General features: G+C 64.5%; 17 protein-coding genes. 10 read left to right on the top strand and 7 right to left on the bottom strand.

The window, feature by feature from the left end:
- The first annotated feature begins 37 nt into the window (after positions 1 to 37).
- Entirely contained in the window at positions 38 to 2,692 is a 2,655-nt protein-coding gene (locus tag NNX38_RS12650; protein ID WP_255798324.1) for a M14 family metallopeptidase, read from the top strand.
- A 63-nt stretch (positions 2,693 to 2,755) separates the two neighbouring features.
- Here NNX38_RS12650 and NNX38_RS12645 read toward each other — a convergent pair whose 3' ends face one another.
- The 3 genes from NNX38_RS12645 to hisD form a co-directional block, all read right to left on the bottom strand.
- Complete coding sequence (locus tag NNX38_RS12645) at positions 2,756 to 3,721, bottom strand: 3-hydroxyacyl-CoA dehydrogenase family protein (protein ID WP_255798323.1); 966 nt, start codon at positions 3,719 to 3,721, stop codon at positions 2,756 to 2,758.
- Positions 3,722 to 3,784: 63 nt separating this feature from the next.
- The gene (locus tag NNX38_RS12640; RefSeq protein ID WP_255798322.1) at positions 3,785 to 4,528 is read right to left on the bottom strand and encodes a glucose 1-dehydrogenase; all 744 of its coding nucleotides are present in this window, start codon (positions 4,526 to 4,528) and stop codon (positions 3,785 to 3,787) included.
- A 6-nt stretch (positions 4,529 to 4,534) separates the two neighbouring features.
- The gene (gene hisD / locus NNX38_RS12635; protein ID WP_255798321.1) at positions 4,535 to 5,878 is read right to left on the bottom strand and encodes a histidinol dehydrogenase; all 1,344 of its coding nucleotides are present in this window, start codon (positions 5,876 to 5,878) and stop codon (positions 4,535 to 4,537) included.
- 204 nt (positions 5,879 to 6,082) lie between these two features.
- Here hisD and NNX38_RS12630 point away from each other — a divergent pair, with 204 nt between their 5' ends.
- Together NNX38_RS12630 and NNX38_RS12625 are read left to right on the top strand one after the other, a co-directional pair.
- Positions 6,083 to 7,432 (top strand): MFS transporter, encoded by a 1,350-nt coding sequence (locus tag NNX38_RS12630; protein WP_255798320.1) that lies wholly within the window; start codon positions 6,083 to 6,085, stop codon positions 7,430 to 7,432.
- 203 nt (positions 7,433 to 7,635) lie between these two features.
- Positions 7,636 to 8,634, top strand: coding sequence for a LacI family DNA-binding transcriptional regulator (locus NNX38_RS12625; protein ID WP_255798319.1), 999 nt, complete (start codon positions 7,636 to 7,638; stop codon positions 8,632 to 8,634).
- Between the two features lie 8 nt (positions 8,635 to 8,642).
- On the opposite strand, the gene NNX38_RS12620 is transcribed toward NNX38_RS12625, so the two are convergent.
- On the bottom strand, positions 8,643 to 9,476 hold the full coding sequence (locus NNX38_RS12620; RefSeq protein WP_255798318.1) for a helix-turn-helix domain-containing protein: 834 nt from the start codon (positions 9,474 to 9,476) through the stop codon (positions 8,643 to 8,645).
- A 79-nt stretch (positions 9,477 to 9,555) separates the two neighbouring features.
- Here NNX38_RS12620 and NNX38_RS12615 point away from each other — a divergent pair, with 79 nt between their 5' ends.
- Positions 9,556 to 10,089 carry a glyoxalase/bleomycin resistance/extradiol dioxygenase family protein gene (locus NNX38_RS12615; RefSeq protein ID WP_255798317.1) on the top strand — a complete coding sequence of 178 codons (534 nt, stop codon included), beginning with the start codon at positions 9,556 to 9,558 and terminating at the stop codon, positions 10,087 to 10,089.
- 54 nt (positions 10,090 to 10,143) lie between these two features.
- On the opposite strand, the gene NNX38_RS12610 is transcribed toward NNX38_RS12615, so the two are convergent.
- From NNX38_RS12610 to NNX38_RS12600, 3 genes are all read right to left on the bottom strand, one after another.
- Positions 10,144 to 10,578: a VOC family protein gene (locus tag NNX38_RS12610; RefSeq protein WP_229952668.1), complete on the bottom strand. Its 435-nt coding sequence runs from the start codon at positions 10,576 to 10,578 to the stop codon at positions 10,144 to 10,146.
- Positions 10,579 to 10,717: 139 nt separating this feature from the next.
- On the bottom strand, positions 10,718 to 11,107 hold the full coding sequence (locus NNX38_RS12605) for a hypothetical protein (RefSeq protein WP_255798316.1): 390 nt from the start codon (positions 11,105 to 11,107) through the stop codon (positions 10,718 to 10,720).
- 287 nt (positions 11,108 to 11,394) lie between these two features.
- Complete coding sequence (locus tag NNX38_RS12600; RefSeq protein ID WP_255798315.1) at positions 11,395 to 14,163, bottom strand: glycoside hydrolase family 3 protein; 2,769 nt, start codon at positions 14,161 to 14,163, stop codon at positions 11,395 to 11,397.
- A gap of 382 nt (positions 14,164 to 14,545) precedes the next feature.
- Between NNX38_RS12600 and NNX38_RS12595 the strand changes: the two genes are divergently transcribed.
- The 6 genes from NNX38_RS12595 (at position 14,546) to NNX38_RS12570 (ending at position 25,240) form a co-directional block, all read left to right on the top strand.
- A complete protein-coding gene (locus tag NNX38_RS12595) occupies positions 14,546 to 15,940 on the top strand; it encodes an FAD-binding oxidoreductase (RefSeq protein ID WP_255798314.1) in 1,395 nt (464 codons plus the stop codon).
- Positions 15,941 to 16,199: 259 nt separating this feature from the next.
- Positions 16,200 to 16,958 (top strand): LamB/YcsF family protein, encoded by a 759-nt coding sequence (locus NNX38_RS12590; RefSeq protein WP_255798313.1) that lies wholly within the window; start codon positions 16,200 to 16,202, stop codon positions 16,956 to 16,958.
- Positions 16,955 to 18,802, top strand: a complete 1,848-nt coding sequence (locus tag NNX38_RS12585) for a 5-oxoprolinase/urea amidolyase family protein (protein WP_255798312.1) — start codon at positions 16,955 to 16,957, stop codon at positions 18,800 to 18,802. Before NNX38_RS12590 ends, NNX38_RS12585 begins: the two co-directional genes overlap by 4 nt.
- Positions 18,799 to 20,541 (top strand): biotin carboxylase N-terminal domain-containing protein, encoded by a 1,743-nt coding sequence (locus NNX38_RS12580; RefSeq protein ID WP_255798311.1) that lies wholly within the window; start codon positions 18,799 to 18,801, stop codon positions 20,539 to 20,541. The genes NNX38_RS12585 and NNX38_RS12580 overlap by 4 nt, the downstream gene beginning before the upstream one ends.
- A 70-nt stretch (positions 20,542 to 20,611) precedes the next feature.
- Positions 20,612 to 21,277 (top strand): GntR family transcriptional regulator, encoded by a 666-nt coding sequence (locus NNX38_RS12575; protein ID WP_255798310.1) that lies wholly within the window; start codon positions 20,612 to 20,614, stop codon positions 21,275 to 21,277.
- Positions 21,278 to 21,517: 240 nt separating this feature from the next.
- Positions 21,518 to 25,240 carry a P-loop NTPase fold protein gene (locus tag NNX38_RS12570; protein ID WP_255798309.1) on the top strand — a complete coding sequence of 1,241 codons (3,723 nt, stop codon included), beginning with the start codon at positions 21,518 to 21,520 and terminating at the stop codon, positions 25,238 to 25,240.
- The last annotated feature ends 7 nt before the right edge of the window (positions 25,241 to 25,247 follow it).

Raw genomic sequence — 25,247 nt, 5'->3', positions numbered from 1 at the left:
CGGGGGGTGGGCGCGGCCTCTTTATGAGGGATCCTCCATGCAACTTCGACATCGAACCGCCGCGGCGGTTGTCACTTCCTTTGCCCTGCTCGGGCTCACGATTTCCCCGGCCGCCGGAACGCGGGTCGAAACCGCCCCCGCCAGCAAGCTTCCGGATCTGCCCACTCCTGCCGAGTACTTCGGTTTCGAAATGGGTGACGAAGGCCGGCTGGCGGCATTCAGCGACATTTCGGAGTACTTCGAAACCATTGCCGACTCGTCGCCCGAAGTGGAGTACGAGGTGGTGGACCGGACCACGGACAACAATGAATATCCGATCCTGCGCCTGAGCAGCGAGGAAAACCTGGCCCGGCTGGATTCGATCCTGGCCGTCAATGAACGGCTGGCCGATCCCGATGCCATGGCTGCCGAAGCCGCCGGCGCCGGGATGGAACCGGAAGCCTACGCCCGGCAGCTCGCCCAAACCACGGTCCCGGTCTACTACATCGAAGCGTCCATCCACGCGACGGAAGTCGGGAACACCCAGGCGCTGGTCGACGTCGTCCACCGCCTGGCCACCGAAGATTCGGAGGCGATGAACCGGATCCTGGACAACCTCGTGGTGCTGGTGGTGCCCTCCGCCAATCCGGACGGCCAGCAGATGGTGGTGGATTACTTCAACGAGACGGCCGGCACCGAATACAACCGGGTCTATCCGGACCTGTACCACCGCTACGTGGGGCACGACAACAACCGTGACTGGTTCATGTTCACCCAGAAGGAATCCCGCACCCGGGTGGCGCTGGAACAGAAATACCGGCCGGTGGTGCAGCACTACATGCACCAGGCTGGCACGGAAAGCCCGCGGATCTGGACCCCGCCCTACGACGAGCCGCTCTCCCCCGATGTGGACCCGATTGCCATCTCATCCTCCAATGCGCTGGGCCAGTTCACCCAGCGGGACCTCGTGGCCGAAGGGCTCAAGGGCGTGAAGTCCGACGACGCGTACGGCATCCTGTGGAACGCCGACGTCGCCGGGTACGGCACCTTCCTCGGCACCTCGACCTTCCTCACCGAGATCGCTTCCGCCCGGGACCTCGCCTACCCCTACACCGGCGAGAGCGTGCTGGAGCCGGTGGACAAAACCATCCGCTCTCCCCTGCCGTACGATTCGGACACCTGGACGCTCAAGCAGATTGTCCAGTACGCCACCTCCGCCGCGTTCTCCGGGCTGAACACCGTGTCCGGCGATCCGCAGTCCTGGCTGCTGAACAACCTCTACCGGGTCAACGCGAACAGTGAAACCTGGGACGGCGGCCCGTACGCCTACGTGGTGCCCGCCGACCAGCGGGATCCGTACGCGGTGTACGACATGATGCGGATCTTCGATTTCGGCGAGGTGGAGATTGAGCAGGCCACCGCGCCGTTCACTGCCGAGGGCCGGGAGTTCGACGCCGGGTCCTACATCCTGCGCACCCAGCAGCCGCTGGGCCGCTGGGTGGATCAGCTGCTGCGTATCGACGAGTATCCGGACAGCGCCCGCAAATGTGACGACTGCCCGCTGATCCTGCCGTACAGCGAAACCACCGACAATGTGGCCCTGTTTATGGGCGTGGACGTGGCGGCGGTGCAGGAAGAGTTCAACGCCGAAACCCGACGGGTGCAGGCCATCACGCAGGAACGGATCCGGATGCCGCGTGCACCCGGTGCCGACGGCGCCTACATCCTCAGTGCCGAGTCCTACGGGCTGGGCCGGATCATCGACGCACTGCAGGACGCCGGGGTGGATGCTTACCGGGCCGCCGGCGCGATCACTGTCGACGGACAGGAATTCGCGCCCGGCGCCCTGATGGTTCCCGCCGGAGAGCCCCGGGCACGGGAAACGCTGACCCGGGCCGTCCGGGAGACGGCGCTGCCGGTGTACGCCACCGCTGCAATGCCTGCCACCGGGGCGGTCCAGCTCGCCGAGAACACCCGGGTGGGCCTGGTCCGGGGCGCGAACAACATGCCCGGCGGCTGGCTGATGTGGATGATGGACCAGTTCGGCACCAACTACGAGGTGGTGGAGGCCGCGGACTACGCCACCCTGTCCGAACAGTTCGACACCATTGTGCTGGCTCCGGGCATCACCACCGAGCGGCTGACCGTCGGGCTGGACGCCACGAAATATCCGGAGGAGTTCGCCTGGGCTGCCGGTGTTCCGGACGCTCCGCAGCGGCTGGCCGAGTTCGCCAACCAGGGCGGTAACGTCCTGGCGCTGGGATCCTCGTCCTTGACCGCCGCGTCCGCGATGGGACTGCCGGTGGAGAACGTGACTCCGACGGACCGGGAAGTCTTTACCGTGCCCGGTGCGCTGCTGGCCCAGGAGTACGACGCCTCCCAGCCTGCGGCGTGGGGCATGCCGGCGGCCTGGCCCACCTGGTTCAACAACGACGCCGCGTTCCGCCTCACCGGCGAGGGCACGTCGGTGTCGCGCTATCCGGCCGAGGGCAACCCGCTGGTCAGCGGCTACGCCCTTGGTGCCGAGGCGCTCAACGGAGCCACCAACATTGCGTCCTTCGATGTGGGGGAAGGCGAAGTGACCATTGCCGGCGGCCACATCACCTTCCGTACGTGGCCTCGTGCCTCCTGGACGGTGGTCACCAACGCCATCTACAACGGTGCGGGTACCGAGCTGACAGCTGAGGAGATGGCTGCCCGATTCGGGGGCTAGCCGATTAGGGATGAATCCCCGGGGCGGCGCTTTGGCTTCGCCCCGGGGATTGATCCCCGGTGGTTACAGGCCCGGGGCCTTCCCCAACTCGGCTCTCAGCTCTGAGAGACGGGCGTAGGCGGTATCGCGGTAAGCGAGAAGCGCCTGTCGGTCCGTCGGGTCGATCTCCAGGAATCCACGGCCGGTCTTGAGGCCCAGATTCCCGTCCGCGACGGCGGCGCGAAGGCTGTCAGGCGCAGCTAACCGCTCGCCGTATGCCTTCTCCAATGAACGGTAAGAGGATTCATACACGTCCAGGCCGGCCATGTCGCCGATGGCGAAAGGGCCGAAAAGCGCCAATCGGAAACCAAAGCTGTTGCTGACTACGGCGTCAATCTGCGTGGGTGTGGCGACGCCTTCTTCAACCAGGCGAAGCGCCTCCTTATACAGCGCGAACTGCAGCCGATTGGCAACGAATCCCGGAGTATCAGCGACCCGGGCCGCCGTCTTTCCCAGGCCGGTGATGAATTCTTCCGCGAGGTCTACGGCTTCGGCCGCAGTCTCGGGGCCGGGAATGATTTCGACACCGGGGATGAAGGGGGCAGGATTCATCCAGTGCACCCCCAGGAGCCGCGCCGGTGCCTGTACGGAGTCTGCCAACTCAGCAATCGGTATGGCGGACGTATTGGTACCGATGATGCTGCTCTCCGGGGCCGCCGCCGAAATCCGAGCCAGGATTGTCGACTTTAGTGCCGGGTTTTCGGGTACTGCCTCGACTATGTAGTCGGCTTCGGCCACTGCTTTTTCGACGCTCGGTGCTGCGGTGAGGTTGGCGGCGATAAGTTCGGCAGCGCCGGGCGGAAACAGTCCGCGGTCCTCGAACTGCCGTGCCTGTTCCGTAAGGCGGACCCGTGCTGCTTCGGCGGCGTCGCCGTCGACGTCCCCCAGCGTGACGCGGTAGCCGTGCAGGGCAATGACCTGCGCAATGCCGCCGCCCATATAACCGGCTCCGACAACTGCGACGGCGTCGATCCTCTGTGTAATGCCCATGTCGGTTCTCCTGATAAAAAGAGCGGAACCGGGACCGGCCTGTGCGGCCGGTCCCGGAAGCCGTCAGCGGATGGTGTAGCCGCCGTCGATAGGCAGGGTGTGCCCGGTGATGAGCGACGCGGCGTCACTCATCAGGAAGGCCACTGCCCCGGCGATTTCTTCGGGCTCACCGAAGCGGCCCATTGGAATTCGGGAGAGCAGCTCAGCAGCCCATTCCGGCCGGCTGAGCGTTGATTCCAGTAACTCTGTTCGCACAAACGTGGGAGCCACGGCATTCACCCGGATACCGGCGGAAGCCCATTCCAGTGCCAGCACTTTGGTCAGGTGGATCAACGCTGCCTTGCTCGCCCCGTATGCGGCCCGCTCCTCGATCGCTACGATTCCTGCCTGCGACGCTACGTTGACGACGGCGCCGGGAGACCCCTTTGCAATCCAGTGCCTCGCGACGGCTTGGGTGAGGAAGAAGATCCCCTTCAGGTTCGTGTCCAGGACCGTGTCCCACTGCTTCTGCGTAACCTCCAGCGCGGGCCGGGGAATGTTGACGCCTGCATTATTGACCAGCAGGTCCAGCCCGCCGCTGCGTTCCTCCAACTCGTCTACGAAAGCCCCTATCCCCTCGGTCCGGGCCACGTCCAGGACCAGAGGCGGGGTCCCGTAGCGCTGGCCGATTTCCTGGGCAGTCCCGGCGTCACGGCTCGTTCCGTAAACAGTTGCACCGCACTCGGCAAGGCCGTCAGCGATGGCCTTGCCGAGCCCGCGGGCAGCTCCCGTTACCAGGACGGCTTTTCCTTCCAGCTGCAGTTTCACGGATCCCTAGCTGGTGAAGGTGTGGTCGGACCAGTCCAGCGAGGTGCCGCGGTACTTGGCGGCCCGCACGTCGCCTGACCGGGCATGCCCCTCAAAACGTTCGACCCGCGCCGCGCGGCCGCAAAGCTCGCCGAAGAAAGCGCTGGATTCTTCGTTCACGACCTCCTGGTACGTGACGGTGCGCAGGTACTTCCCTACCCAGAGCCCTCCGGTGTACCGGGCGGCGCCTCGGGTCGGAAGAACATGGTTCGTACCGATTACCTTGTCTCCGTACGACACGCAGGTGCCCTCGCCCAGAAACAACGCTCCGTAGTTGTGCATCTTCTCGAGAGCCTCCCGGGGGGCAGCCGTCAGAATCTGCACGTGTTCGTACGCGTATTCGTCGGCCAGCGCATACGCGTCATCGAGATTCTTGACCACATGCACGGCACCCCAATCCCGCCAGGCAGGAGCAGCGAAGTCACGGGTGGGCATATCTACCAGCAGGGTGTCGATATGGTCGATCACCTTGCGTCCCAGCTCCTCGCTGGTGGTAATCAGCACAGCCGGAGAATCCGGGCCGTGCTCAGCCTGGGAGAGAAGATCGACGGCGACAATGAACGGATCAGCGTGTTCATCCGCGACGATCAAGACCTCCGTGGGGCCGGCAAAGAGGTCAATGCCCACCTCGCCGAAGAGCTGCCGCTTTGCTTCCGCCACGAAGGCGTTCCCCGGTCCGGCCAGCATGTTGACCGGCTTGATGCTCTCGGTACCGATGGCCATCGCGGCCACAGCCTGGATGCCTCCGAGCAGGTAGATCTCGTCCGCACCAGCCAGGTACATGGCTGCAACCGTGGCGTCCGGGACCTCGCCTTGGATGAGGGGCGTGCACGCAGCCACCCGTTCCACGCCGGCAACCTTGGCGGTAACGATGGTCATGTGGGCACTGGCCAGCAGGGGGTACTTGCCGCCGGGAATATAGGCACCGACAGCCTCTATGGGAATGTTCTTCTGGCCCAAGAGGACGCCCGGCATGGTTTCGATTTCGAAATCCGAAAGCGATTCGAGCTGCTTCTGTGCCATGAAGCGGACCTGTTCCTGGACAAATTTAATGTCCTCAATGACCTGCTCCGGCACCCGGGCAACGATCTCTTCCAGCTGCTCCTTGCTGAGAAGGAAGGAATCCGGTGCGTACTTATCAAACTTCTGCGAGTACTCTCGTACCGCCTCGTCGCCGCGTTGGCGGACGTCCGCAAGCACGCCTTCCACAGTGGCGCGCACCTCCGGGGTGCTGCCCCGGGACGTACTGAGCTCAGCCGGTTCCTTGAGCATCTCGGAGAAAACTGAACTGGTTTCGGTATCAGCGGTCATCAGAGGGATCCTTCCATCTTCATTGATGAGCGATCAGCGGAGCGCCCGGGCCGGACAGTTCCGCCCGGTTGACCAAGACTGTATACGTATACATTCGCTGCTGCAAGGGATTGTGCTGCGGATTTGTATACGTATACACTCCTTTCTGATGCGGCCTCCTGTGGTTGCCATCACACCCCGCAAACCAGACAAAGGAGTCGCGCCATGAGTGTCCCCGGGACCACAGCCCCACCCGCCATTGATCCGAAAATGCGCCGACGGGCGCTCGTTTCGTCCGTACTCGGAAGCTGCATCGAGTGGTACGACTTCTACGTTTACGGTGTTGCGGCTGCAATCATCCTCAACACTCAGTTCTTCCCTTCCGTGACCCCTTTCACGGGAATCCTCCTGTCCTTCAGCACATACGCCATCGGCTTTGCAGCACGTCCGATCGGCGGCTTCATCTTTGCCCACTTCGGTGACCGGCTTGGGCGCAAGAAGATGCTGATGATCACGCTGGGCCTGATGGGCGGCGGAACCTTCCTTATCGGCTGCCTCCCTAACTTTGCGGCGATCGGTATTGCCGCCCCCATCCTGCTGGTGCTCCTGCGCATCGTCCAGGGCATTGGGGTCGGCGGGGAGTGGGGCGGCGCCGCGCTGATGGCTACCGAATACGCGCCGGCAGAGCGCAGGGGCTTCTTCGGGTCCTGGCCGCAGATCGGGGTTCCGGTGGGAACCCTGTTGGCGAACGGCGCCTTCTTCATCATGGCCGGCACCTTCGACCCCGAGGCCTTCGCCGCTTGGGGTTGGCGCATACCGTTCCTCTTCTCCGTGGTGCTGGTTGCCCTCTCCTTCTACATCCGCAGCAAGGTGGACGAATCGCCTGCCTTCGAGGAGATCAAGCGCAAGGGGGACATCGAGAAGCTCCCGGTCGTGAAGGTCATCCAGACCAAGCCCGTCACCATCCTGAAGGTCATCATGATGCGGTTCGCGGAGAACGCGAACTACTACATCTACACGACCTTCCTCCTCGCCTATGCGCCGGCAATCCTGCTCGGCAACAACACCGTCCTTTTGGCCACCATGATCATGGCGGGTCTGGGCGTCTTCTCCATCCCGCTCTGGGGCTGGGTTTCCGACCGGTGGGGCCGCCGGTACACGGTCCTGGCAGGCGCGCTGACCATGATGCTGATGGCATTCCCCTTCTTCTGGGCCGTCCAGACGGGTGAATTCCTGATGGTCCTGCTGGTGCTGATCCTTACCTGCAATGTGGGCCGAGACCTTTGCTACTCCGTCGAACCGGCGTATTTCACCGAGCTGTTCGAACCGAAGCTCCGGTATTCGGGCGCATCGGTGGGGCCGCAGGTTGCCGCGGTCTTCGCTGGAGGCTTTGCGCCGCTGATCGCCACCGCGCTTATCGGCCCGGACTTCGACCGCTATTGGCTCGTCGCCCTGTACATGATCTTCACTTCCCTCATCACCGTCGTCGGCGTCCTTTGGGCACCCGAAACAGCCCCGCGGGTCCGGATACGCCGGGGACTCACGCCGGAATACGACGCAACCGCTACCCGGTAGCCCCGAACAGCGCCGAGCCACCGGTAGGGAGGCCGCCTCATCGGAGGTGGCCTCCCTGCCGGGTTTTCGATGTCTCAAACTCCGTCCTTGCGGATTTGACGGCGTCCTCTTGGATACGCTGATCCGAGTAATTACCTGACCATCCAAGTAGGCCGACTGAAACGGAAAGAATGAATTCGAACGCGAGGGGATATGGCAGAACGGTGACCAGCCGAGACGTCGCCGAGCTGGCCGGTGTTTCACAAGCCACGGTCTCCCGTCTGTTGGCCGGCTCCGGGAAGGTATCCGCAACCACGCAGGCCAAAGTCCACGCGGCGATGGAAACCCTCGGCTATGTGCCCCATGCGGGGGCAAAGGCAATGAAAACGATGCGGACGAACACCATCGGAGTGGTCGTCGCAGATCTGACTAATCCTTTCTATTCAGAAGTTTTGGATGAACTCAGCCGTGAACTCACCGCTGCGGGCTTCCGAGTCGTCATATGGAATGCAAGTGGTGGAAGCCACCAGGACGCGTTGCACGCCATCCGGGAGCGTGCTGTTGACGGCGTTATTTTCACCACGGCCACGGCGGACTCCGTGGAGCTGCAGGCCGCCGTGGAGCAGGAAAGTCCCATCGTCCTGATAAACCGCGTGGTTGAAGGCTTGGACTGCGACCAGGTATCCAGCAGCAACCTGCACGGGGGCGCTATCGTTGCCGACTACCTGCTGGAGCACAGCAAAACCCGGGTGGCTTTTATCGGGGGAACCAACCAAGCCAGCACCTCCCGCGACCGAGGGCGGGGTTTTCTGAGCAGAATGGAAGAACTCGGGCATCCGGTTCCTGACCATTTCCGCTTCTACGGCGAGTTTTCCCACGACCGAGGCGCCCATATCGTCAATCGGCTGCTATCCCGCGCCGACCGGCCCGACGCCGTTTTCTGCGCCAACGACTACATGGCCTTCGGTGCCCTTGACGCTCTTCGCGCCAACGGGCTTTCCGCCCCGGAAGACTGCTGGGTCATCGGCTACGACGACGTCGATATGGCAGGCTGGGACTCCTTCAGCCTGACTACTGTCCGGCAGCCCAGTAGGGAAATGGCCCGGATCGGTGCCCGATTGCTGGTGGAGCGCATCAACACCCCTGGACTACCGTCACGGCAGGTGAATTTTCCCTGCGATTTGATTGTCCGCGGCAGCACCGGGCATCAGCCGATCTGTTAGCAGCGTGCTTACAGGGCCGCAGAGTGCCGGTACCCGCTCGGGGTGAAGCCCAGGACCTCCCGGAACGCGTTGGCCAGATGGGCGTGGTCGGCGTAACCGAGATCCGCGGCGACATCGGCAATGGAGATTTCACTGTTTTCACGCAGCCGTTCCGCTGCCTCCTGCAGCCGGTAGCGGCGGATCATCGCCAGCGGTGGCAGGCCCACAAACCGGCGCGCCAGGCGCTGCAGGCTCCGGACCGAGACGCCGAGCTGTTGGGCTGCCTGATCAACCCGGATCAGTTCCCGGTCGGAGGAGATCAGGTCCTCCAACCGGTTGGCTGCTTCGGCTTCGGCTGTTGGTACCGGGACGCGGGCTTCCAGCCACTCGGCGGCTATCGATGCTGCACGGCGGTGCCCGGTTAACCACTCCTGGCGGCGGGCGCCGTCGTCGTCGTCACTGTTCCCCTCTCCCCCAGTGCCGCAGCTCATGGCGGCCGTAACCGCGGCATGCAGGTCCGGGGCGTGGAACGGGATTTCAGCGTCGCGGAGGCTGCCCGGGTCATCGGTAAAGACCGGTACGGCGGCGGGACGCAGCAGCATCCCGACAGCCCAGCCCTGCCCCGCCAAATCGCGGAAGGAGCGCCGCGTGGCGGGACCGGAAAGACTGACGCCCTCCGGCTGCACCACCAGGTTCAGGGCCGGGAACGGAAGGACCTCCTGCCGGGACACCTTGCCGGGTGCCAGATCCCATTCCGGGATCCAGACCCAGCGCAAGCGGTCCCGGAGCGCGTCCGGCGGGGGCAACCGGTGGAACGCCGGCAGCCGGGCGGGATAAAGCAGCCCGCGCCACTGGTCCTCCATAGCCTGCTCATTTCTATTGCTTCCGGGCCTGTCGTGAATCTTCAAGCGTCGCCATATTGCTGCTGCCTAGCCTTGCATCATGACATCCACAGACAACACCACTTCAGACAAAACCACAGCCGGCCTCACCGGTGAACACACCACCGGCGGGATCCCGCACGGCGCCACCAGCCTGACCCCGTTCCTGGCCGTACCGGATGCCCGAAACGCCATCGCGTTTTATCGTGACGTGTTCGGGGCCCGGGTGGTGGACATAACCGAGATGGACGGCGTCGTGGTGCACGCCGACCTCGACTTTGGAATGGGCCGGCTGCAGCTGGGCGAGCCCAATCCGGCTTTCGGGCTGGTACTACCACCGGAAGGGGACAACGACTGCTACTCGCTCGGGCTCTACTGCGCCGATGCGGACCAGACCGTCACGCGCGCAGCGGCGGCCGGTGCCGTTATCCGCGAACCACTGACAACCTTTGTCTCGGGAGACCGCTTCGCCAGTATCCGTGACCCATTCGGGGTGCGCTGGTCAGTGATGTCCCGGGTGGAGGACCTCTCCGAGGAGGAGAGCGCCCGCCGGGTCGCGGAGTGGGCGGCAACGCAATCCGGCGGAGGGAGCTGAGCCGCCGTCACGCGGCGGGGCCGCGCGCTGCTCCCGTGCCGGACGGATCGGGTTCTAGGAGTCCTCAGTCTCGATGCTGATCATCCAGCTGGTTCCGAACCGGTCGGTCACCATGCCGAACACATCACCCCAGGGTGCCTTTTCCAGCGGCAGGGTCATCTGGCCGCCGTCGAGCAGCTTGTCCCAGTAGCCGCGCAGCTCGTCGCTGTTGTCGCCGCTCAGTGCAATGGCATAGCCGTTGCTGGAATCAGGGGCCACGCTTTCCGGCCCGGCCATCGCGTTGGGCGTATCCGAGGCCATCAGCACAAAACCGCTGTCCGTGGTGAGCGTCGAGTGCATGATCTTGTTTGCCTCGGACGGGTCGTCGGACATGTTCATTTCCGCGAATGTGGAGCTTTCCAGGGTGCCGCCGAAGACGTCCTGGTAGAAGGACATCGCTTCCGCAGCGTTGTCCCGGAAGTTGAGGTACGGGTTCATGTTCGAGGGCATAGCGGTCTCCTCTCGGGGGAACGGATCAGATGCTCCCGAGTATGCGCCGACGACCATCCCTGCGGAAGCCGCCGGACCTAATTCCGCACCGCTGCTGCGCGGTCCGGCCCGGCGGATTCCCCTGCTTTACTTCCCAGCCTTACTTTCCGGCCGGCCGCCCGTGCACCGCAGACCACTGGCTGTTGAGCACGGCGTCGCCCACGGGCTCCCAGTCATTCGTTTCAACGAGGGAAGCCACTGTGTCCCGGTTCAGGTCCGGGGCGCCGCCGTCGATCTCTGCCGTCGGATAGCAGACCCAGAGGGATCCGCCGGGCTCGACGGCGGCAGCGGCCGTGGCCAGGTCATGTGCCAAATCGGCAGCGGAGCCTACGAACAGCAGCACGACGTCGGCCGGGAAGCGGCCGTCATCTTCGGCAAGGAACGCGGAGTCGGGCAGCAACCCGGCCACCTCCGGGAAGTTCTTCGCACCGTAGACGGTGACGCGGTCCGTTTCGGAAATTTCAAACGGCTGGGCTGATTCGGAAGGCACTTCGGGGGGCTCCATTCACGGGCATGAGACTGTGGCTGTATGGGCGGCTCGAACAAGTAAGCCGCCTTTCCTATTGTTTCAGTTACGGCCCCCGGATTGCCCCGGTTTTGGGTGATCCGGAAGCACCGAAAGTGTAACGACAGCAGCTTCCGGAACGCGGCCACGTGACCCATAACACCTCACCCGGCTAGGCACGCACCAGGTTGACGTAAAAGGCCTCCCCGACGACGAGTAGTCGTTCCGGGAGGCCTTTTTACTTTCCGGTTCGCGGTCAGCGGCAACCCCGTCTAGCCGCGGCCTCCCCCGTGTCCACCCCCGCCCCAGCCACCGTGATGACCCGGATGGCCGTGGTGTCCATGGTGGCCGTGGTGGCCGCCGCCCTTGTCACTGACGTACAGGCTTCCGGCCAGCCGGATATCCTCCACCGAGCGGCCCACATAGACGGGGACCTCCCCGGTGGGAGTCACCCAGGCACCCTCGGTCTCGTCCCAGTACTGCAGGGAGCGCGGATCCAGTTCGATCTCCACCCGGTCCGACTCCCCCGGCGCCAGCGTCACGCTGCCGTACCCGGCGAGCTGCAGGGCCGGCGTCGGAACATCGGTGGGCAGGTTGCCCACGTACACCTGCAGTGTTTCTTCGCCGGTGTAGTGTCCCGTGTTCCATACCCGCACCGACACCGCAGCCTCCGGATCGGAGGCGTCCACCTTGTGCGTGGTCCGCAGTTTCCCGTAGTCGAACTGGGTGTAGGACAGGCCGTGGCCGAAGGGGAACAGCGGCGTCAGCCCCTGCTCGAGATACCCCTTGTAACCCACGAACACACCCTCAACATAGGGCACCTCGGGGTCCACGATCTCAATGAGCGAGAACGGGTTAGGCGGTGCCACCTGGACGGCCTGCTCATCACTGGCCGGGAAGGTGACCGGCAGCTTGCCGGATGGGTTCGCGTCGCCGAACAGCAACGCCGCCGTCGATGTTCCCTGTGCCTGCCCGGGGTACCAGATTTCCATCACCGACGGGACGTCCTCGATCCACGGCATGGTCACCGGACCGCTCGTAGCCAGTACGACGACGGTGTTCGGGTTCACTGCCGAGACCGCGGAGATGAGCCGGTCCTGGTCCTGGGGAAGCACCAGCGATCCGCGGTCAGCGGCCTCCCCGGTGTAGTCCCGCGCCACGATCACGGCCACTTCGGACTCGGCGGCGAGAGCCACCGCTTCGGCCATGGCCGGCGGCAGGACGTCCTCCGGCGGAGTCCAGCCGAAGCGCATCATGGCTCCGGGCTGGTCATTGAGTCCGCCGTTGAACTGGTTGGGCGCGTCCGTGGTGTAGTCGATCCGCACGGCCACATTCTGTCCGGCGGTCAGGTCCACGGTTGCTTCCTGGGTGCCGAAGGGCGCCGCCGGTCCGGTGATGACTTCCTGCTCGTCCAGGAACAGCCGTGCGGTGCCCAGATGGGTGAGCGACAACGTGTAGGTCCCCGTGGAGGGAGCCACCAGCGTTCCGGTCCAGCGGGCCGAAATCGGCTGCGACGCCAGCTGCGGGCCGACGCCGGGCACCTGCGAGGTGTTGATGGTGTCGGCCGAGATACCGGTCCGCAGATTGACCTGCAGCTCGTCCCGGGCCAGCGCCGGTTCGCCCTCGAAGGTATTGATCCCGGTCCAGTAGCTCGCGGACAGTTCCGTCAGCACGCCGCTGGGGACCGGCGCCGGACCGGGAATCGTGTCGCCCAGAGAAACCGGATCGGTGCCGGGCACCCAGTCGACGGCGGATCCCGGTGCCCGCGCGGTGATCCCGTCCAGGATGGTGGTCAGCCGGGCCGGGTTCGGAATGGCACCACTGCCGCCGCCGTCGATGTACCAGTCGGCGTCGGAACCGATGACCGCGACGGACCCGGCGTCGTCATCCAGCGGCAGGGTCCTGCCCTCGTTCTTCAAAAGCACCGCCGCTTCGAGGGCGGCCTGCTCCGCCACCTCGGCGTGCTCGTCGAGCATTTCCGCGGGAACCGGCGGATCGGCCGGCTGCGGATTGATGAAGGAGCCGACCGGCGGGTTGTCCACAATGCCCTTGTCGAACATGGTGCGCGCCACCCGGCGGGCGGCGTCGGTCACCCGTTCCTCGGAGACCTGCCCGTTCTGCACCGCCGCCAGGAGCGCGGGTCCGGAGAATTCGAGGCCCGGCCCGGCGACGTCGAGCCCGGCCGCATAGTCCTCGAAACTGTGCGCGGCGTTGAAGTCCGAGGAGACAAACCCCGGGAAGCCCAGCTGGCCCTTGAGGATCTGGTTGAGCAGCGTGTCGTTGCCGCAGGAGAACGGTCCGTTCACCCGGTTGAAAGCGCACATGATGGCGCCGGGATCACCCTCGGTCACCATGGTTTCCCAGGGGCGGGTGTAGGTCTCCTGCAGGGTCCGCTCGTCCACCAGGACGTTCACGTGCCCGCGGCGGGTCTCGAAGTTGTTCAGGTTGTAGTGCTTGGGCAGGGCCGAGATGTCCGCGCTCTGCTCACCTTGCACCTGCCCCGCGGCAATGTCGCCGCTCAGCATTGGGTCCTCGCCGAGGTCTTCCCACATCCGTCCGTTGAAGGGCGTCCGGACCAGGTCCATGGTGGGGCCGGCGATGGCGTTGTAGCCGGTCGCCCGGGCTTCTTCTCCGCCCACAGCGCCGTAGGCCTGCGCGAGTTCCGGGCTGAAGGAGGACGCGAGTCCCACTCCGGCCGGCAGCGCCGTGGTGTCCTGGGTTTCCAGGGCAAGTCCGCAGCAGCCGTCCTTGCTGCGGATGGGCGGCAGGCCCAGTTCCGGCAGTCCCGGTCCGCCGCTTTGGATCAGGTAGGTCACCTTCTGTTCCAGGGTCATCACGGCGACCACCAGGTCCGCCCGTTCATCCGGTGACAGTTCCGGGTCCATCCACGGCATGCCCGACGGCGCCTGGGCCGGGAGCGAAATCCGGGTTTCGGGTGCTAAGGGTGCCGCAGCGGCACCGGCTGGATAAAGGGTTCCGGCAACCAGCATCGCTGCAAGCGACGCCAGCCCGAGTCGTACTGATTTCTTTCGTTGATGCATGGCGGGTTCCCTCATACTGGGCTTGCGTCTCACCCCCAGGGGCGCAGCGGTGTCAGTTGCCGCATCCGTCAAGATGCGAAGTCGCAGAACAGGCTGGCCCCTCCCCGGCGGGCGGCCCGTGCAGCTGACTTGCCGTCCCGGGTGGCGGGACGGCGGTGCGAGTGCAGGAAGGACGCTATGGGGCCGGGCTGGAAGGAACAACCAAGGTTCGCGGTATCGGGTCCGGGAGGCGGGAATTAGCTTCCGTGCCGGGCTGCTCGCACCGGGAACCCCTTGATTCCCCCGGGCCGCAGGCAAAGACTTTTTTACAGCGGCAGAAAAACCAAAGGACCGGACACCATCCGGGCGTCCGGCGGTTGCCGCGTGAAGGCGGTGTAACGCCATGGACCCCCAGTTTTCCCCGGACTCCGTTGCGGACCTGCGGGCGTCCCTGACCGGTTCCGTTGTCCTGCCGCAGGATGAGACTTACGACGACGCCCGGCGCGTCTGGAACGGCATGATCGACGTCCTGCCCGCGATGGTGGTGCGAGCCGGCACCGTTGAGGACATCGCCCCGGTCCTCGCCTTCGCCCAGCAGTGGGACCTGCCGCTGGCGGTCCGCGGCGGCGGGCACAACGTGGCGGGGAACGGGACGGTTGCGGACGGGATCGTACTGGATATGGGTGGCCTGCGGGACGTCAGCGTAGACGTGGACAGCGGCACCGTTACAGTGCAGGCGGGCGCCACCATTGGCGACGTCGACGCCGCCACCGAACCCTACGGCCTGGCCGTTCCCCTGGGCGTCGTGTCCGGCACGGGGGTGGCCGGGCTGACCCTCGGCGGGGGTGTCGGCTGGCTGACCCGCGCGCATGGACTGAGCATCGACAACCTGGAGGCGGCCGACGTCGTCACCTCCGACGGCGAGTCCGTCCACGCATCCGCCGATGATCATTCGGAACTGTTCTGGGGGCTGCGCGGCGGGGGCGGGAACTTCGGCGTCGTTTCTTCCTTTACCTTCTCCGCGCATCCGCTGCCCGCGCAGGTCCTCAGCGGGAATCTGGCGTACGGCAACATGCACTGGCACCAGGCGCTCGCCGCTTTTGACGCGTGGGCGGCCGATCTGCCCGATGAGATGACCACCATCATCAGTTTTCTGGTACCGGCGGAGGAATGGGACATGGGGGACCAGCCGCTGATGGTGATCGGACTCGCCTGGGCGGACCCGGACCGGGAGGCCGGAGCCGCGCTGATCCGGCAGCTTGCCGCGGCAGCTCCCCCTGACATCGAGGCAGTGGAAGCGGTGCCCTGGTCCGACTGGCAGACGGCCATGGACTCAACCTTCCCGCCAGGCTCACGCGCTTACTGGAAAAACGCCTCCATCGACCGACTGGATGACGCCGCCATCGACGCCCTGGTCCGTGCCGGCTGTGAACAGACCTGGCGCGGGACCGGCTTTGACATCCACCATCTGGGTGGCGCCTACGGCCGGGTGGCGGACGACGCCACCGCCTTTCCCACCCGGGATGCCCCCTACTGGCTGAACATTTACGGCTTCTGGCAGGACCCGGCGGACGACGCCGCCCACACGGCTTTTGTCCGCGGGCTGGCGAAGGCGGTGGAACCGTTTTCCTCCGGCGCGCAGTACGTGAACTTCATGGGCGCCGAGGATCCGGTGTCGCAGGGCACCGCCCCGTCCGTCTACGGCCCGGACAAGCTGGCCCGGCTCACCGCACTGAAGACCGCCTACGACCCGCAGAACCTCTTCCGGCGGAACCACAACATCGTGCCCACCGGGTAGCACGGCAGGTGGCATCCCAGGCCACCCCTCCGGATAGGACGGATCCCCGAAGACCCCGCTGATCTCCAGCCCGTGGTCTCACCGGTCACGGCCACTCTTGCCAGGCCTCCCGCAACGGCACCCGCGGGAGCACAATACTTTGTACCGCAGCCGAAACCGTGGCCTGCCAACACCAGCCACAAACCACAGATTGTTGAACAATCCGACGTGACCGGGCACACTGTAGGAACACATTGCACAAGAAGCGGGAGGCAGGACCATGACCGTCATTGACCTGAACAGCGACGTGGGCGAGTCCTTCGGCAACTGGAGGATGGGCGACGACGCCGCCGTCTTCGAATCCGTCTCCAGTGCCAACGTGGCCTGCGGCTTCCACGCCGGCGATCCGTCCACCATCGCCCAGACCTGCCGCGACGCCGTCACCGCCGGCGTCACCATCGGCGCCCACCCCGCCTACCGGGACCTGGCCGGCTTCGGCCGCCGTTTCCTGGACTGCTCCTACACCGAACTGTTCGACGACGTGCTCTACCAGCTCGGCGCGCTGCAGGCGATGGCCCGCGCGGCCGGTTCCGACATCCGCTACGTCAAGCCCCACGGTGCGTTGTACAACACCATCGTGCGGCACGAAGTCCATGCCAAGGCCGTGATCGACGCGGTCCGCACCTTCGACAAGGACCTACCTGTCCTGCTGCTGCCCGGCGCCGTTGCCCTGGACATTGCCGCCGATGCCGGCCTGCGCGGCGTCACCGAGGCCTTCGCCGACCGCAACTACAACCCCGACGGCACACTGGTGTCCCGACGTGAAGCCAACGCGGTGATCCACGACCCCGACCAGGTCACCACCAACATGGTCCGCCTGGCCACCCAGGGCACCATTACTGCCGTCGACGGCACCGAAATCCCCATGTCCGCAGAGTCCATCTGCGTACACGGCGACACCCCCGGCGCCGTGGCCATGGCCCGGGCCGTGCGTGCCGGCCTGGAAAGCGCCGGAGTCACCATCCAGAGTTTCGTGTGAGTACAGTTCCTGGCTCGACCGAGGGCGGGCCGCGGATCGGCGCCATCCGCCCCGCCGGCACCAGGGCGCTGCTGGTCGAGCTCGACTCGCTGGCCGACGTCGTCGCCCTCCATGCCCGGTTGCAGTCCTCGCCGCTGCCAGGGCAGATTGATGCGCTGGCCGCCGCCGGAACCGTACTGGTCCGGTTCGCCGGCCGCCGCGACACCGTGGCCGCCGTCCGGCTTCTGGAGCGCCTGGACTTCAGCCACGCCGCGCTGTCCGATGCCCGCACGGTCACCATTGACACGGTGTACGACGGCGAGGACCTCGCCGAGGTGGCCCGGCTCACCGGCCTCTCCGAAGAGGCGGTGGTTCAGGCGCACACCGGCACGGCGTGGACCGGCGGGTTCGGCGGCTTCGCCCCCGGCTTCACCTACCTCGTCGGCGGGGATCCCGCGCTGAACGTTCCGCGCCGCAGCACCCCCCGCAAGGCGGTTCCGGCCGGCTCGGTTGCCCTGGCCGGTGACTATTCAGCGGTCTACCCCCGTGAATCCCCCGGCGGCTGGCAATTGATCGGCCATACCAATGCCAAGCTATGGGACCTTTCCCGCGAATCGCCGGCTCTCATCCGTCCGGGCGATTCGGTCATCTTCCGACCTGTCAGGGAATTGATTACCACCAAGACAGCTCAGACGGATGGGGTTGAGTCACCTGACGGAACTCGGGAGACTGCGGACTCCGCATCCCCAGCCCGGTCGGGGCTGGAAAGTCCCGCGAGTCCCGCATCGCCGAGTGAGGAACGAACGAGGTGTCTAAGGGACGATGGGACTTTCCCGCCCGCGCAAGGTGACGATGCGCCCATCCAACGCGACCAGACGACTCTCGAGGTAACCACGCCAGGCCTCCAGTCCCTGATCCAGGATCTGGGCCGCCCCGGTTATGCGGACCTCGGCGTCTCCGTTGCCGGTGCCGCCGACACCCGTTCCGCCCGGCAGGCGAACCGAATGGTCGGCAACCCCGCGGACGCCGCCGTGATAGAGAACCTGCTCGGCGGCCTGGAGCTGGCCGCGCACGGCGACACGGTCCTGGCGTTGTCCGGCGCAGAGGCGCCGGCCGCCGTCGTATCCCCCGGCGGCGACCGGGACCGGCCCGCACCCCGGAACACACCTTTTGCCCTTCTGGACGGCGAAACCCTGACGGTGGGCACACCGTTCCGCGGTGTCCGTACGTACCTGGCCGTCCGCGGCGGGCTGGCCGTGAATCCGGTCCTGGGCAGCCGCAGCACCGACACGATGAGCGGCATCGGTCCGGCACCGCTCGACGCCGGCACCCGCCTGCCGGTCGGTGACGTTCCCGGCGTCGTACCGGTCGGCACCGCCGAACCATCTCCCCTGCCCGAAGGCACCGCCCCGGGCACGCTGGGCGACGGCCGTGCACCCACCCTGCTCCGGATCACGGCCGGTCCCCGGCAGGACTGGTTCGGTCCCGACGCCGCAACGGCCCTGACCGCACAGACCTGGCTGGCCACCAATGAGTCCAACCGGATCGGCGTGCGGCTTGCCACCGACCCGGCGGACCCGGACGCCGCCCCGCTGGAACGCGTCCGGGACGGTGAACTGCCCAGCGAAGGCGTAGTGGCCGGATCGCTGCAGGTGCCGCCGTCGGGCCTGCCCGTATTGTTCCTGGCCGACCATCCGGTCACCGGCGGCTACCCGGTGATCGCCGTCGTCGTTCCCCAGGACCTGCCCGTCGCCGCACAGTTGCCGCCTGGACACCCGGTCCGCTTTGTTTTCTCGAACCCCGACACCCTGGCTTCGCTCTCCGCGGAGGAAACCGCCGGGCTGTTTACGGAAGGAACCCCATGAAGAAGGTCCTGATCGCCAACCGCGGCGAGATCGCCGTGCGCGTGGCCCGCGCCTGCTCCGACGCCGGGATCGGCTCCGCCGCCGTCTACTCGGACCCCGACGCCGATGCGCTGCACGTGCGCGTGGCGGACGAGGCGTATCCGCTGCACGGCTCTGCCAGCGCGGACACGTACCTGAACATTCCCAAACTGATCGACGCCGCCCGCCGCGCCGGTGCCGATGCCGTGCACCCGGGTTACGGGTTCCTCTCCGAGAACGCCGAGTTTGCCCAGGCCGTACAGGACGCCGGACTGACCTGGATCGGCCCGTCCCCGCAGGCCATCCGCGATCTGGGCAACAAGGTGACCGCCCGCGACATCGCCGTCCGCGCCGGTGCACCGCTGGTGCCCGGGACCGAGGGCCCGGCGGAAAGCGCCGAGCAGGTCCGCGCCTTCGCCGAGGAGCACGGCCTGCCGGTGGCCATCAAGGCGGCGTTCGGCGGCGGTGGCCGCGGCATGAAGATCGCCCGCCGGCTCGAAGACGTGGAGGACGCCTTCGAGTCCGCTGTCCGTGAAGCGGTGTCCGCCTTCGGCCGCGGCGAGTGCTTCGCCGAACGGTTCCTGGATAAGCCCCGCCATGTGGAGGCCCAGGTGCTGGCCGACACGCACGGCAACGTCGTCGTCGTCGGCACCCGGGACTGCTCGCTGCAGCGCCGGAACCAGAAACTCGTGGAGGAAGCTCCGGCACCGTTCCTCACGGACGAGCAGCGGGCCACCATCCACGAATCCGCTAAGGCCATCTGCCGCGAAGCCGGCTACACCGGTGCCGGCACGGTGGAATACCTGGTGTCCCCCGACGGACTGATCAGCTTCCTGGAAGTGAACACCCGGCTGCAGGTGGAGCATCCCGTGACCGAGGAAACCACCGGCGTGGACCTGGTCCGCGAACAGTTCCGCATTGCGGACGGACTGCCGCTGTCCTTCACCGAGGACCCCGCGCCGCACGGGCACGCGTTCGAATTCCGGCTCAACGCCGAGGATCCGGCCCGCGGCTTCCTGCCCGGCCCCGGACCCGTGGAGGTCTTCGAGCCGCCCACCGGCCCCGGCATCCGGATGGACTCCGGCGTACGGTCCGGCTCCGTGGTGCCCGCCGAGTATGACTCGCTAATGGCGAAGCTGATTGTCTGGGGCGAAGACCGGCCGCAGGCGCTGCGCCGGGCCCGGGCCGCCCTGGATGAACTGGTGATCCGCGGTGTTCCCACGGTGGTGCCCTTCCACCGGGCCGTGGTGCGCTCGGCGGCGTTCACCCGGGAGGACGAGTTGGGTGTCTACACCACCTGGATTGAGTCCGAGTTCGCTGAACCGCTGGCCGCGTCACCGGAAATCGCCGCGTCCCTGCCCGGCGCCGAACGGGAAACGCTGACCATCGACGTCGACGGCCGGGCGGTTTCCCTGGGCGTGCCGGCAGCGCTGCTCAACGCACTGCGGTCCGGCGGCGGGGCCGCTGCTTCCGCTCCGGCTCCAGACGAAGCCGGAGCCGGTGGGAACGGTGTTCTTGCCTCCCCGATGGCCGGGAACCTGGTGAAGTGGGTGGCCGACGACGGCGCGCAGCTGGCCGAAGGCGATCCGGTGGCCGTGCTGGAGGCGATGAAGATGGAAACCACCGTCCGCGCCCACCGCGCCGGCACTTTCGCGCGCGCCGGGCTGGAACCGGGCGCCGCCGTCGGGCGGCGTGAGTCCCTGGGCACCATCGGCGACTAAAGCCCGGAGGCCCGGCCGTCCCCCTGTGGCCGGGCCTCCGTTTAGCTGCCGCTGCGGCTAGATTAGGGAGATGCCTGTGAACCTGGGGGATGTCACCACCGAGCGCGCCGACCACGCCAACACCACCGTGTGGGTGGCGAACGTGCTGCGCGGCAGCATTGCCGCCGGTGAGCTGCTGCCCGGCACCAAACTCTCCGAACAACAGCTGGCCGCCTCGCTGCAGGTCTCCCGCAATACGCTGCGCGAGGCGTTCACCATGCTCAGCATTGAAGGCGCCGTCACCCGCTATCCCAACCGCGGGGTGTTCGTTGCAGCCCCCGGCGCGGAGGCCGTCCGCGAGATCTACCGGGTGCGCCGGATGCTGGAACCCTCCGCGGTGCTGTGGGGTCCGGAGCTGGACCTGGCCCGGCTGGATGCGGTCATTGCCGACGCGCGGGAGGCCAAGGCGCGCGGCGCGGTAACCGAAATGGCGGCTGCGAATCAGGCCTTCCACGAAGCCATTGTGGCTATGTCCGGGAGCGTGCAGCTGCAGCAGGTGATGGGCCGGGTGCTGGCCGAAATGCGGCTGGTGTTCCATGCCATGAGCAGCCAGCCGGATTTCCACTCTACTTACGTGGAGCAGAACGCCCGGCTGGTGGAACTGCTGCGGCAGGGCAAACGCGCCAAGGCCACGAAGGTCCTGCAGGCCTACTTGGATGCGGCGGAGGCCGAGCTCCTGGCGCACCTGGGCTCGTAGCCGCAGGCTCGTGATTATGGCTATCCACGGGTGGCCTATTCGACTAATACCTTCGTGTTAAAACAACGCGCCGAGCTGCATCCATCCGTAATCCGCTTCTCCTACGACCCCGAAATGGCCATGCGACACGAGCGCACGGATCGAGGCCGTAAATCAAGACGTAAGACATGATTGCTTCGGGAGGCGATGCCTCACGATCGATTTATGGGGGTGTGCTGGATGTCAAGGTGTGCTAATGACGTGGTCCGGGGGACGGCTCTTCACCGGGACGATTTAATCGAGGACCGCGAACTTGCCGCAGCGACGGATGATCGACTCGCGCATGAGGGCATCGTTAATCAGCTGGCTGCCTTAGTGAAGTCGGTGAACACACCTTCCAACATTGCACTTTATGGCCCTTGGGGCTCGGGCAAGACGGGTATCGCAAACTTGCTAAGGTCGAAAATTGACCGTGTGGACGGTATCAGATTCGTTCGATTTGACGCATTCAAATATGCTGACGTACCCCTACGTCGGAATTTCATAAGCGCAGTGGCCGAAGGCTTGGGCCAACAAAACGTGCGATACCACGCCGACCTCTACAGCGGGCGAACCAAGACGGACATCAGCGTCCCCCCGGCCACCGTTTTCAGACTGCTTGGAGCTTTCACGCTTCTCATGGGTGGTCTAACCCTAATCCTGAGCACGATCCTTATTGGTGTAGCTGCATTACAACAGGGGGAATTGTGGCCGTCGTTCGGATCGCTTATGGCGCAGGCTATGAAAGCGGGACTCCTTCCCGCCTCGCTCCTCGCGGCATTGATCGCCTTGGCTAGCAAGACACTGAGCGTCGATCGGAGTCTAGCGAAGCCGGAAAGCGACGAGCAGTTCGAACAGCTCTTCCGTGACCTTGTAAGGGACACTCGCGCGAAGAGGTTGGTTGTTTTCATTGATGAGCTAGATCGTTGCTCTGCCACGGAGGTGGTAGCGACGTTGGACACGGTTCGTACGTTTCTCGGTATCGATGGCTGCGTTTTCGTCATCGCTGCAGATCAGAACGTCTTGGAAGAAGCGCTCACCCAGGCCGCTAAACAAGAAACGCCGACGAACGATGCTAACCCGTACTACAGCACTGGCAGCGCCTACCTTGACAAGGTATTTCAGTACCAAGTCAGTCTTCCGCCGCTCATGGCCCAAAGCATCAGCAACTACGCGCACACGCTCGTTGAGGGGCGTGCGGGAGTATGGGGTGAAATCAATCTGGAGTATGTACTCTCTGTGCTCATCCCCACCCACGTGACAAGTCCCCGCCGCGTCAAACACCTGCTAAACACTTTCGCACTCACCTACCGTCTTGCAGAGGAGCGGCATGGTGCCGGCTTGCTCGCAGAAAGCCCTGGCAACAGTGCCGCAGCGTTAGCAAAATTGGCTTGCTTACGGGTCGAGTTCCCGCTTTTCTCACGCCATCTGGAAGTAGATGCGAACCTTCCGAACCTAGTTCTCCAGCTGGTCCAAGAACCAAAATCCAATTTACCGTCAAGTGTGTCGGAGCGAGTGCACCAATTAGCGCACGGCTATGCGCTCGAAGGGGCTTCGCCAGCAACCCTCCTGAATGACGATGAAGATTCGGTCGCATCTACTGAATTTTCAGATCAGGAAAAGGAAGATTCTCTTGTTGTCAATGAGGCATCACCAACAGCTAGGGCGCATAACAAACAGCTGCTGAATTACCTGCGCCGCACCCGCCAAGTACAGGGGCCTTCACGTCATCTGATCTACATGCAGAGCACCGGGACGATCTTCGGGCTCGATGGGGACCTAGCCTTGGCTATCGAGCGGGCTGCAGAGGATATCGATATCGACACCATCAAGCAACGTATTGACGAGCTCAACGATCAACAAATTGGCGGAGTTCTAGAACTCCTGTCCCAACAAATACGAACCGGAAACGGAATTACCGGGCCGAACACGGCTCGCTCTTTCCTGCTTCTTAGGAAAGCTGTGCCTGACCTGAATGTTGATCGCGTTATCGATTCCGTCATTGAAGCTATCTGTTTAATTCACGAGGACAACGACGGGAGTGTTCTTGATGCTGATACCATCGCTACAGCGTGGGACCTCGCTGCAGGTGGAAACGAGGCTGGAGCGTCAGCGCTTCGTGACCGTGTAATCACTACAGCAATCTCTTCGCCCTCTAGCACGGCCCCGGATTTCCTACTACGGGATGCCTTGACTGCTCTTGAGTTGAAACCTGCTGAGGTAAAAGCGTACTTGGGGTCGCTGCTGGTTTCCGAGGATGGCGACGAGGCGCTTCGTCATCTTTTCGCAACCAACGATGAAGATGTGGTGCAGATACTCGCAATACTTCGGACAACGCTGGCCGTAGGTATTAGAGCCGCCGTAAAAACACATGCCGCGTGGACGGACACAGGGGAACCCGCCACATCTGTAGCAACACGGACGCGCGGTGCGGCTCAAGCATCCGCGTCAACGTCCAGTGATGATGAGCCATATAATCCGGAGATCCTCCTCTCTGCCCTCGTGGAAGCAGCCGGTAATCGGGAGACTCCCATACAGCACGAGACCCTTCGGCTCCTACTTGAGGTGGATACTCAGGCGGGCCGGGCTGCTGCGCTGAGACTCATCAGTCAGACCGAGCCTGTAAGGGCGCCTGAGGTGGCCGGACTGATGCTCGAGGCAGTCCACCGCCGGACACTCTCTGAATGGCCGACCTGGTTGGAAGGAGTATCCCCAAATGCTATCGACCCGGCCCACGGGAAGCTGCTCCGCCGACTGCTGACCAAGTTGTGGAACGACCCGTCCATCACAGTCGCAGAGGGAACTTTCACGGCCCTGCGAAAGCTCGTCGACGTCCTCCCGAAGGATACGCGACCCACCCTTACTGACGATGTTCTCGAAAAACTCGCCCCAGCGGTCGTCGATGAGGACGATGCATCAGCCCGTCGCACACTCCTGAGTCACACGGCAGGGTTCATTAATGCCGATTTCGTTGATGCCCCGCGCGTTGCCGATGCAGTCGTTTCGACGCTTCAGGACACTCTTGCTCAAACACATGTCTTGGCGGACCGCGACGACGCGCTATTTCAGTATGTCGTCGTTGATGGCTGTGCAGCTCTAGATATCTCCGCTAATTCAGTCAGCGAACAACAGCTCAAAAGTATCCTGACCGAAGCGGCGGAGAGCCCGTGGCTGGGAGAGGTGGAACATGTGGAAGTTACCCTCCTCCTAGCCAAAAGCAGCCGAAAAGCCATAGCTGATTTGACTGCAATTCCTACGGCACAGGAAGTTGCCTCTATCGTCTATAACTATGCAGGCGACGCCGTTTCTGCAGCGACCATGTGGGTAGACTTGGTAAAGCCCAGCCTCGACGACTTTCTACCCATCCTAAATCGGCTGATGGCTGAAGATGTGCTGACAGACGAGTTCGCCAGTGCTGCACGAGAAGCACAAATTCTTTGGACCGCCGACCAAAGGAGAGCACTGTTGGACATGTACCTGGCACCTGCCGATTCTCAAATTCCTGCAGATCTGGTACTGACGACGATCGGTTTTACCTCCGCCGATGACGAAGTAGCAGCGGACCTCCTATGTCGCCGCTTCTCCCAAACAACGAACAACAGTCAACGTAAGGCTGTAATCGACCTATGGGCGAAGGCCGTAATTCGGGATGCCGCATCGCGAAAAAGGCTGATTGAGACGGTCGTTTATGGCCTTCTCGATCTCCATATAGCAGGTGCCAGTAACGTGAGTGCGGTGGACCTCGCCCTCAGCGCACTCAGCAATCTCGGCAGACCTTTGCCCCACGGTGTTAAGGGAGCGCTGGGCGAACGGGTGAAATCAGCGGTGGAAAAGAATGAATCACTCGAAAACAATGCTCTTCGAGTCTTGTCTCAACTCGGATACTCGATCTCCTTGAAGGGGAAGATAAACAAAAGAAAGCGACTGAACTACACGACACCCTAAGTTAGAC

The sequence above is a fragment of the Arthrobacter sp. zg-Y238 genome (assembly GCF_024385525.1).
In the GTDB taxonomy this organism is placed as follows: domain Bacteria; phylum Actinomycetota; class Actinomycetes; order Actinomycetales; family Micrococcaceae; genus Arthrobacter_B; species Arthrobacter_B jinronghuae.
The sequence above is the reverse complement of the archived record's forward strand: the minus strand, read 5'-3'. Positions and strand labels throughout refer to the sequence as shown.

Excerpts from the sequence above, each read along its gene's own strand:
- NNX38_RS12650 (WP_255798324.1), top strand. The coding sequence starts at position 38 with ATGCAACTTCGACATCGAACCGCCGCGGCGGTTGTCACTTCCTTTGCC.
- NNX38_RS12645 (WP_255798323.1), bottom strand. The coding sequence starts at position 3,721 with ATGGGCATTACACAGAGGATCGACGCCGTCGCAGTTGTCGGAGCCGGT.
- hisD (WP_255798321.1), bottom strand. The coding sequence starts at position 5,878 with ATGACCGCTGATACCGAAACCAGTTCAGTTTTCTCCGAGATGCTCAAG.
- NNX38_RS12630 (WP_255798320.1), top strand. The coding sequence starts at position 6,083 with ATGAGTGTCCCCGGGACCACAGCCCCACCCGCCATTGATCCGAAAATG.
- NNX38_RS12620 (WP_255798318.1), bottom strand. The coding sequence starts at position 9,476 with ATGGAGGACCAGTGGCGCGGGCTGCTTTATCCCGCCCGGCTGCCGGCG.
- NNX38_RS12615 (WP_255798317.1), top strand. The coding sequence starts at position 9,556 with ATGACATCCACAGACAACACCACTTCAGACAAAACCACAGCCGGCCTC.
- NNX38_RS12610 (WP_229952668.1), bottom strand. The coding sequence starts at position 10,578 with ATGCCCTCGAACATGAACCCGTACCTCAACTTCCGGGACAACGCTGCG.
- NNX38_RS12600 (WP_255798315.1), bottom strand. The coding sequence starts at position 14,163 with ATGCATCAACGAAAGAAATCAGTACGACTCGGGCTGGCGTCGCTTGCA.
- NNX38_RS12595 (WP_255798314.1), top strand. The coding sequence starts at position 14,546 with ATGGACCCCCAGTTTTCCCCGGACTCCGTTGCGGACCTGCGGGCGTCC.
- NNX38_RS12590 (WP_255798313.1), top strand. The coding sequence starts at position 16,200 with ATGACCGTCATTGACCTGAACAGCGACGTGGGCGAGTCCTTCGGCAAC.
- NNX38_RS12580 (WP_255798311.1), top strand. The coding sequence starts at position 18,799 with ATGAAGAAGGTCCTGATCGCCAACCGCGGCGAGATCGCCGTGCGCGTG.
- NNX38_RS12575 (WP_255798310.1), top strand. The coding sequence starts at position 20,612 with ATGCCTGTGAACCTGGGGGATGTCACCACCGAGCGCGCCGACCACGCC.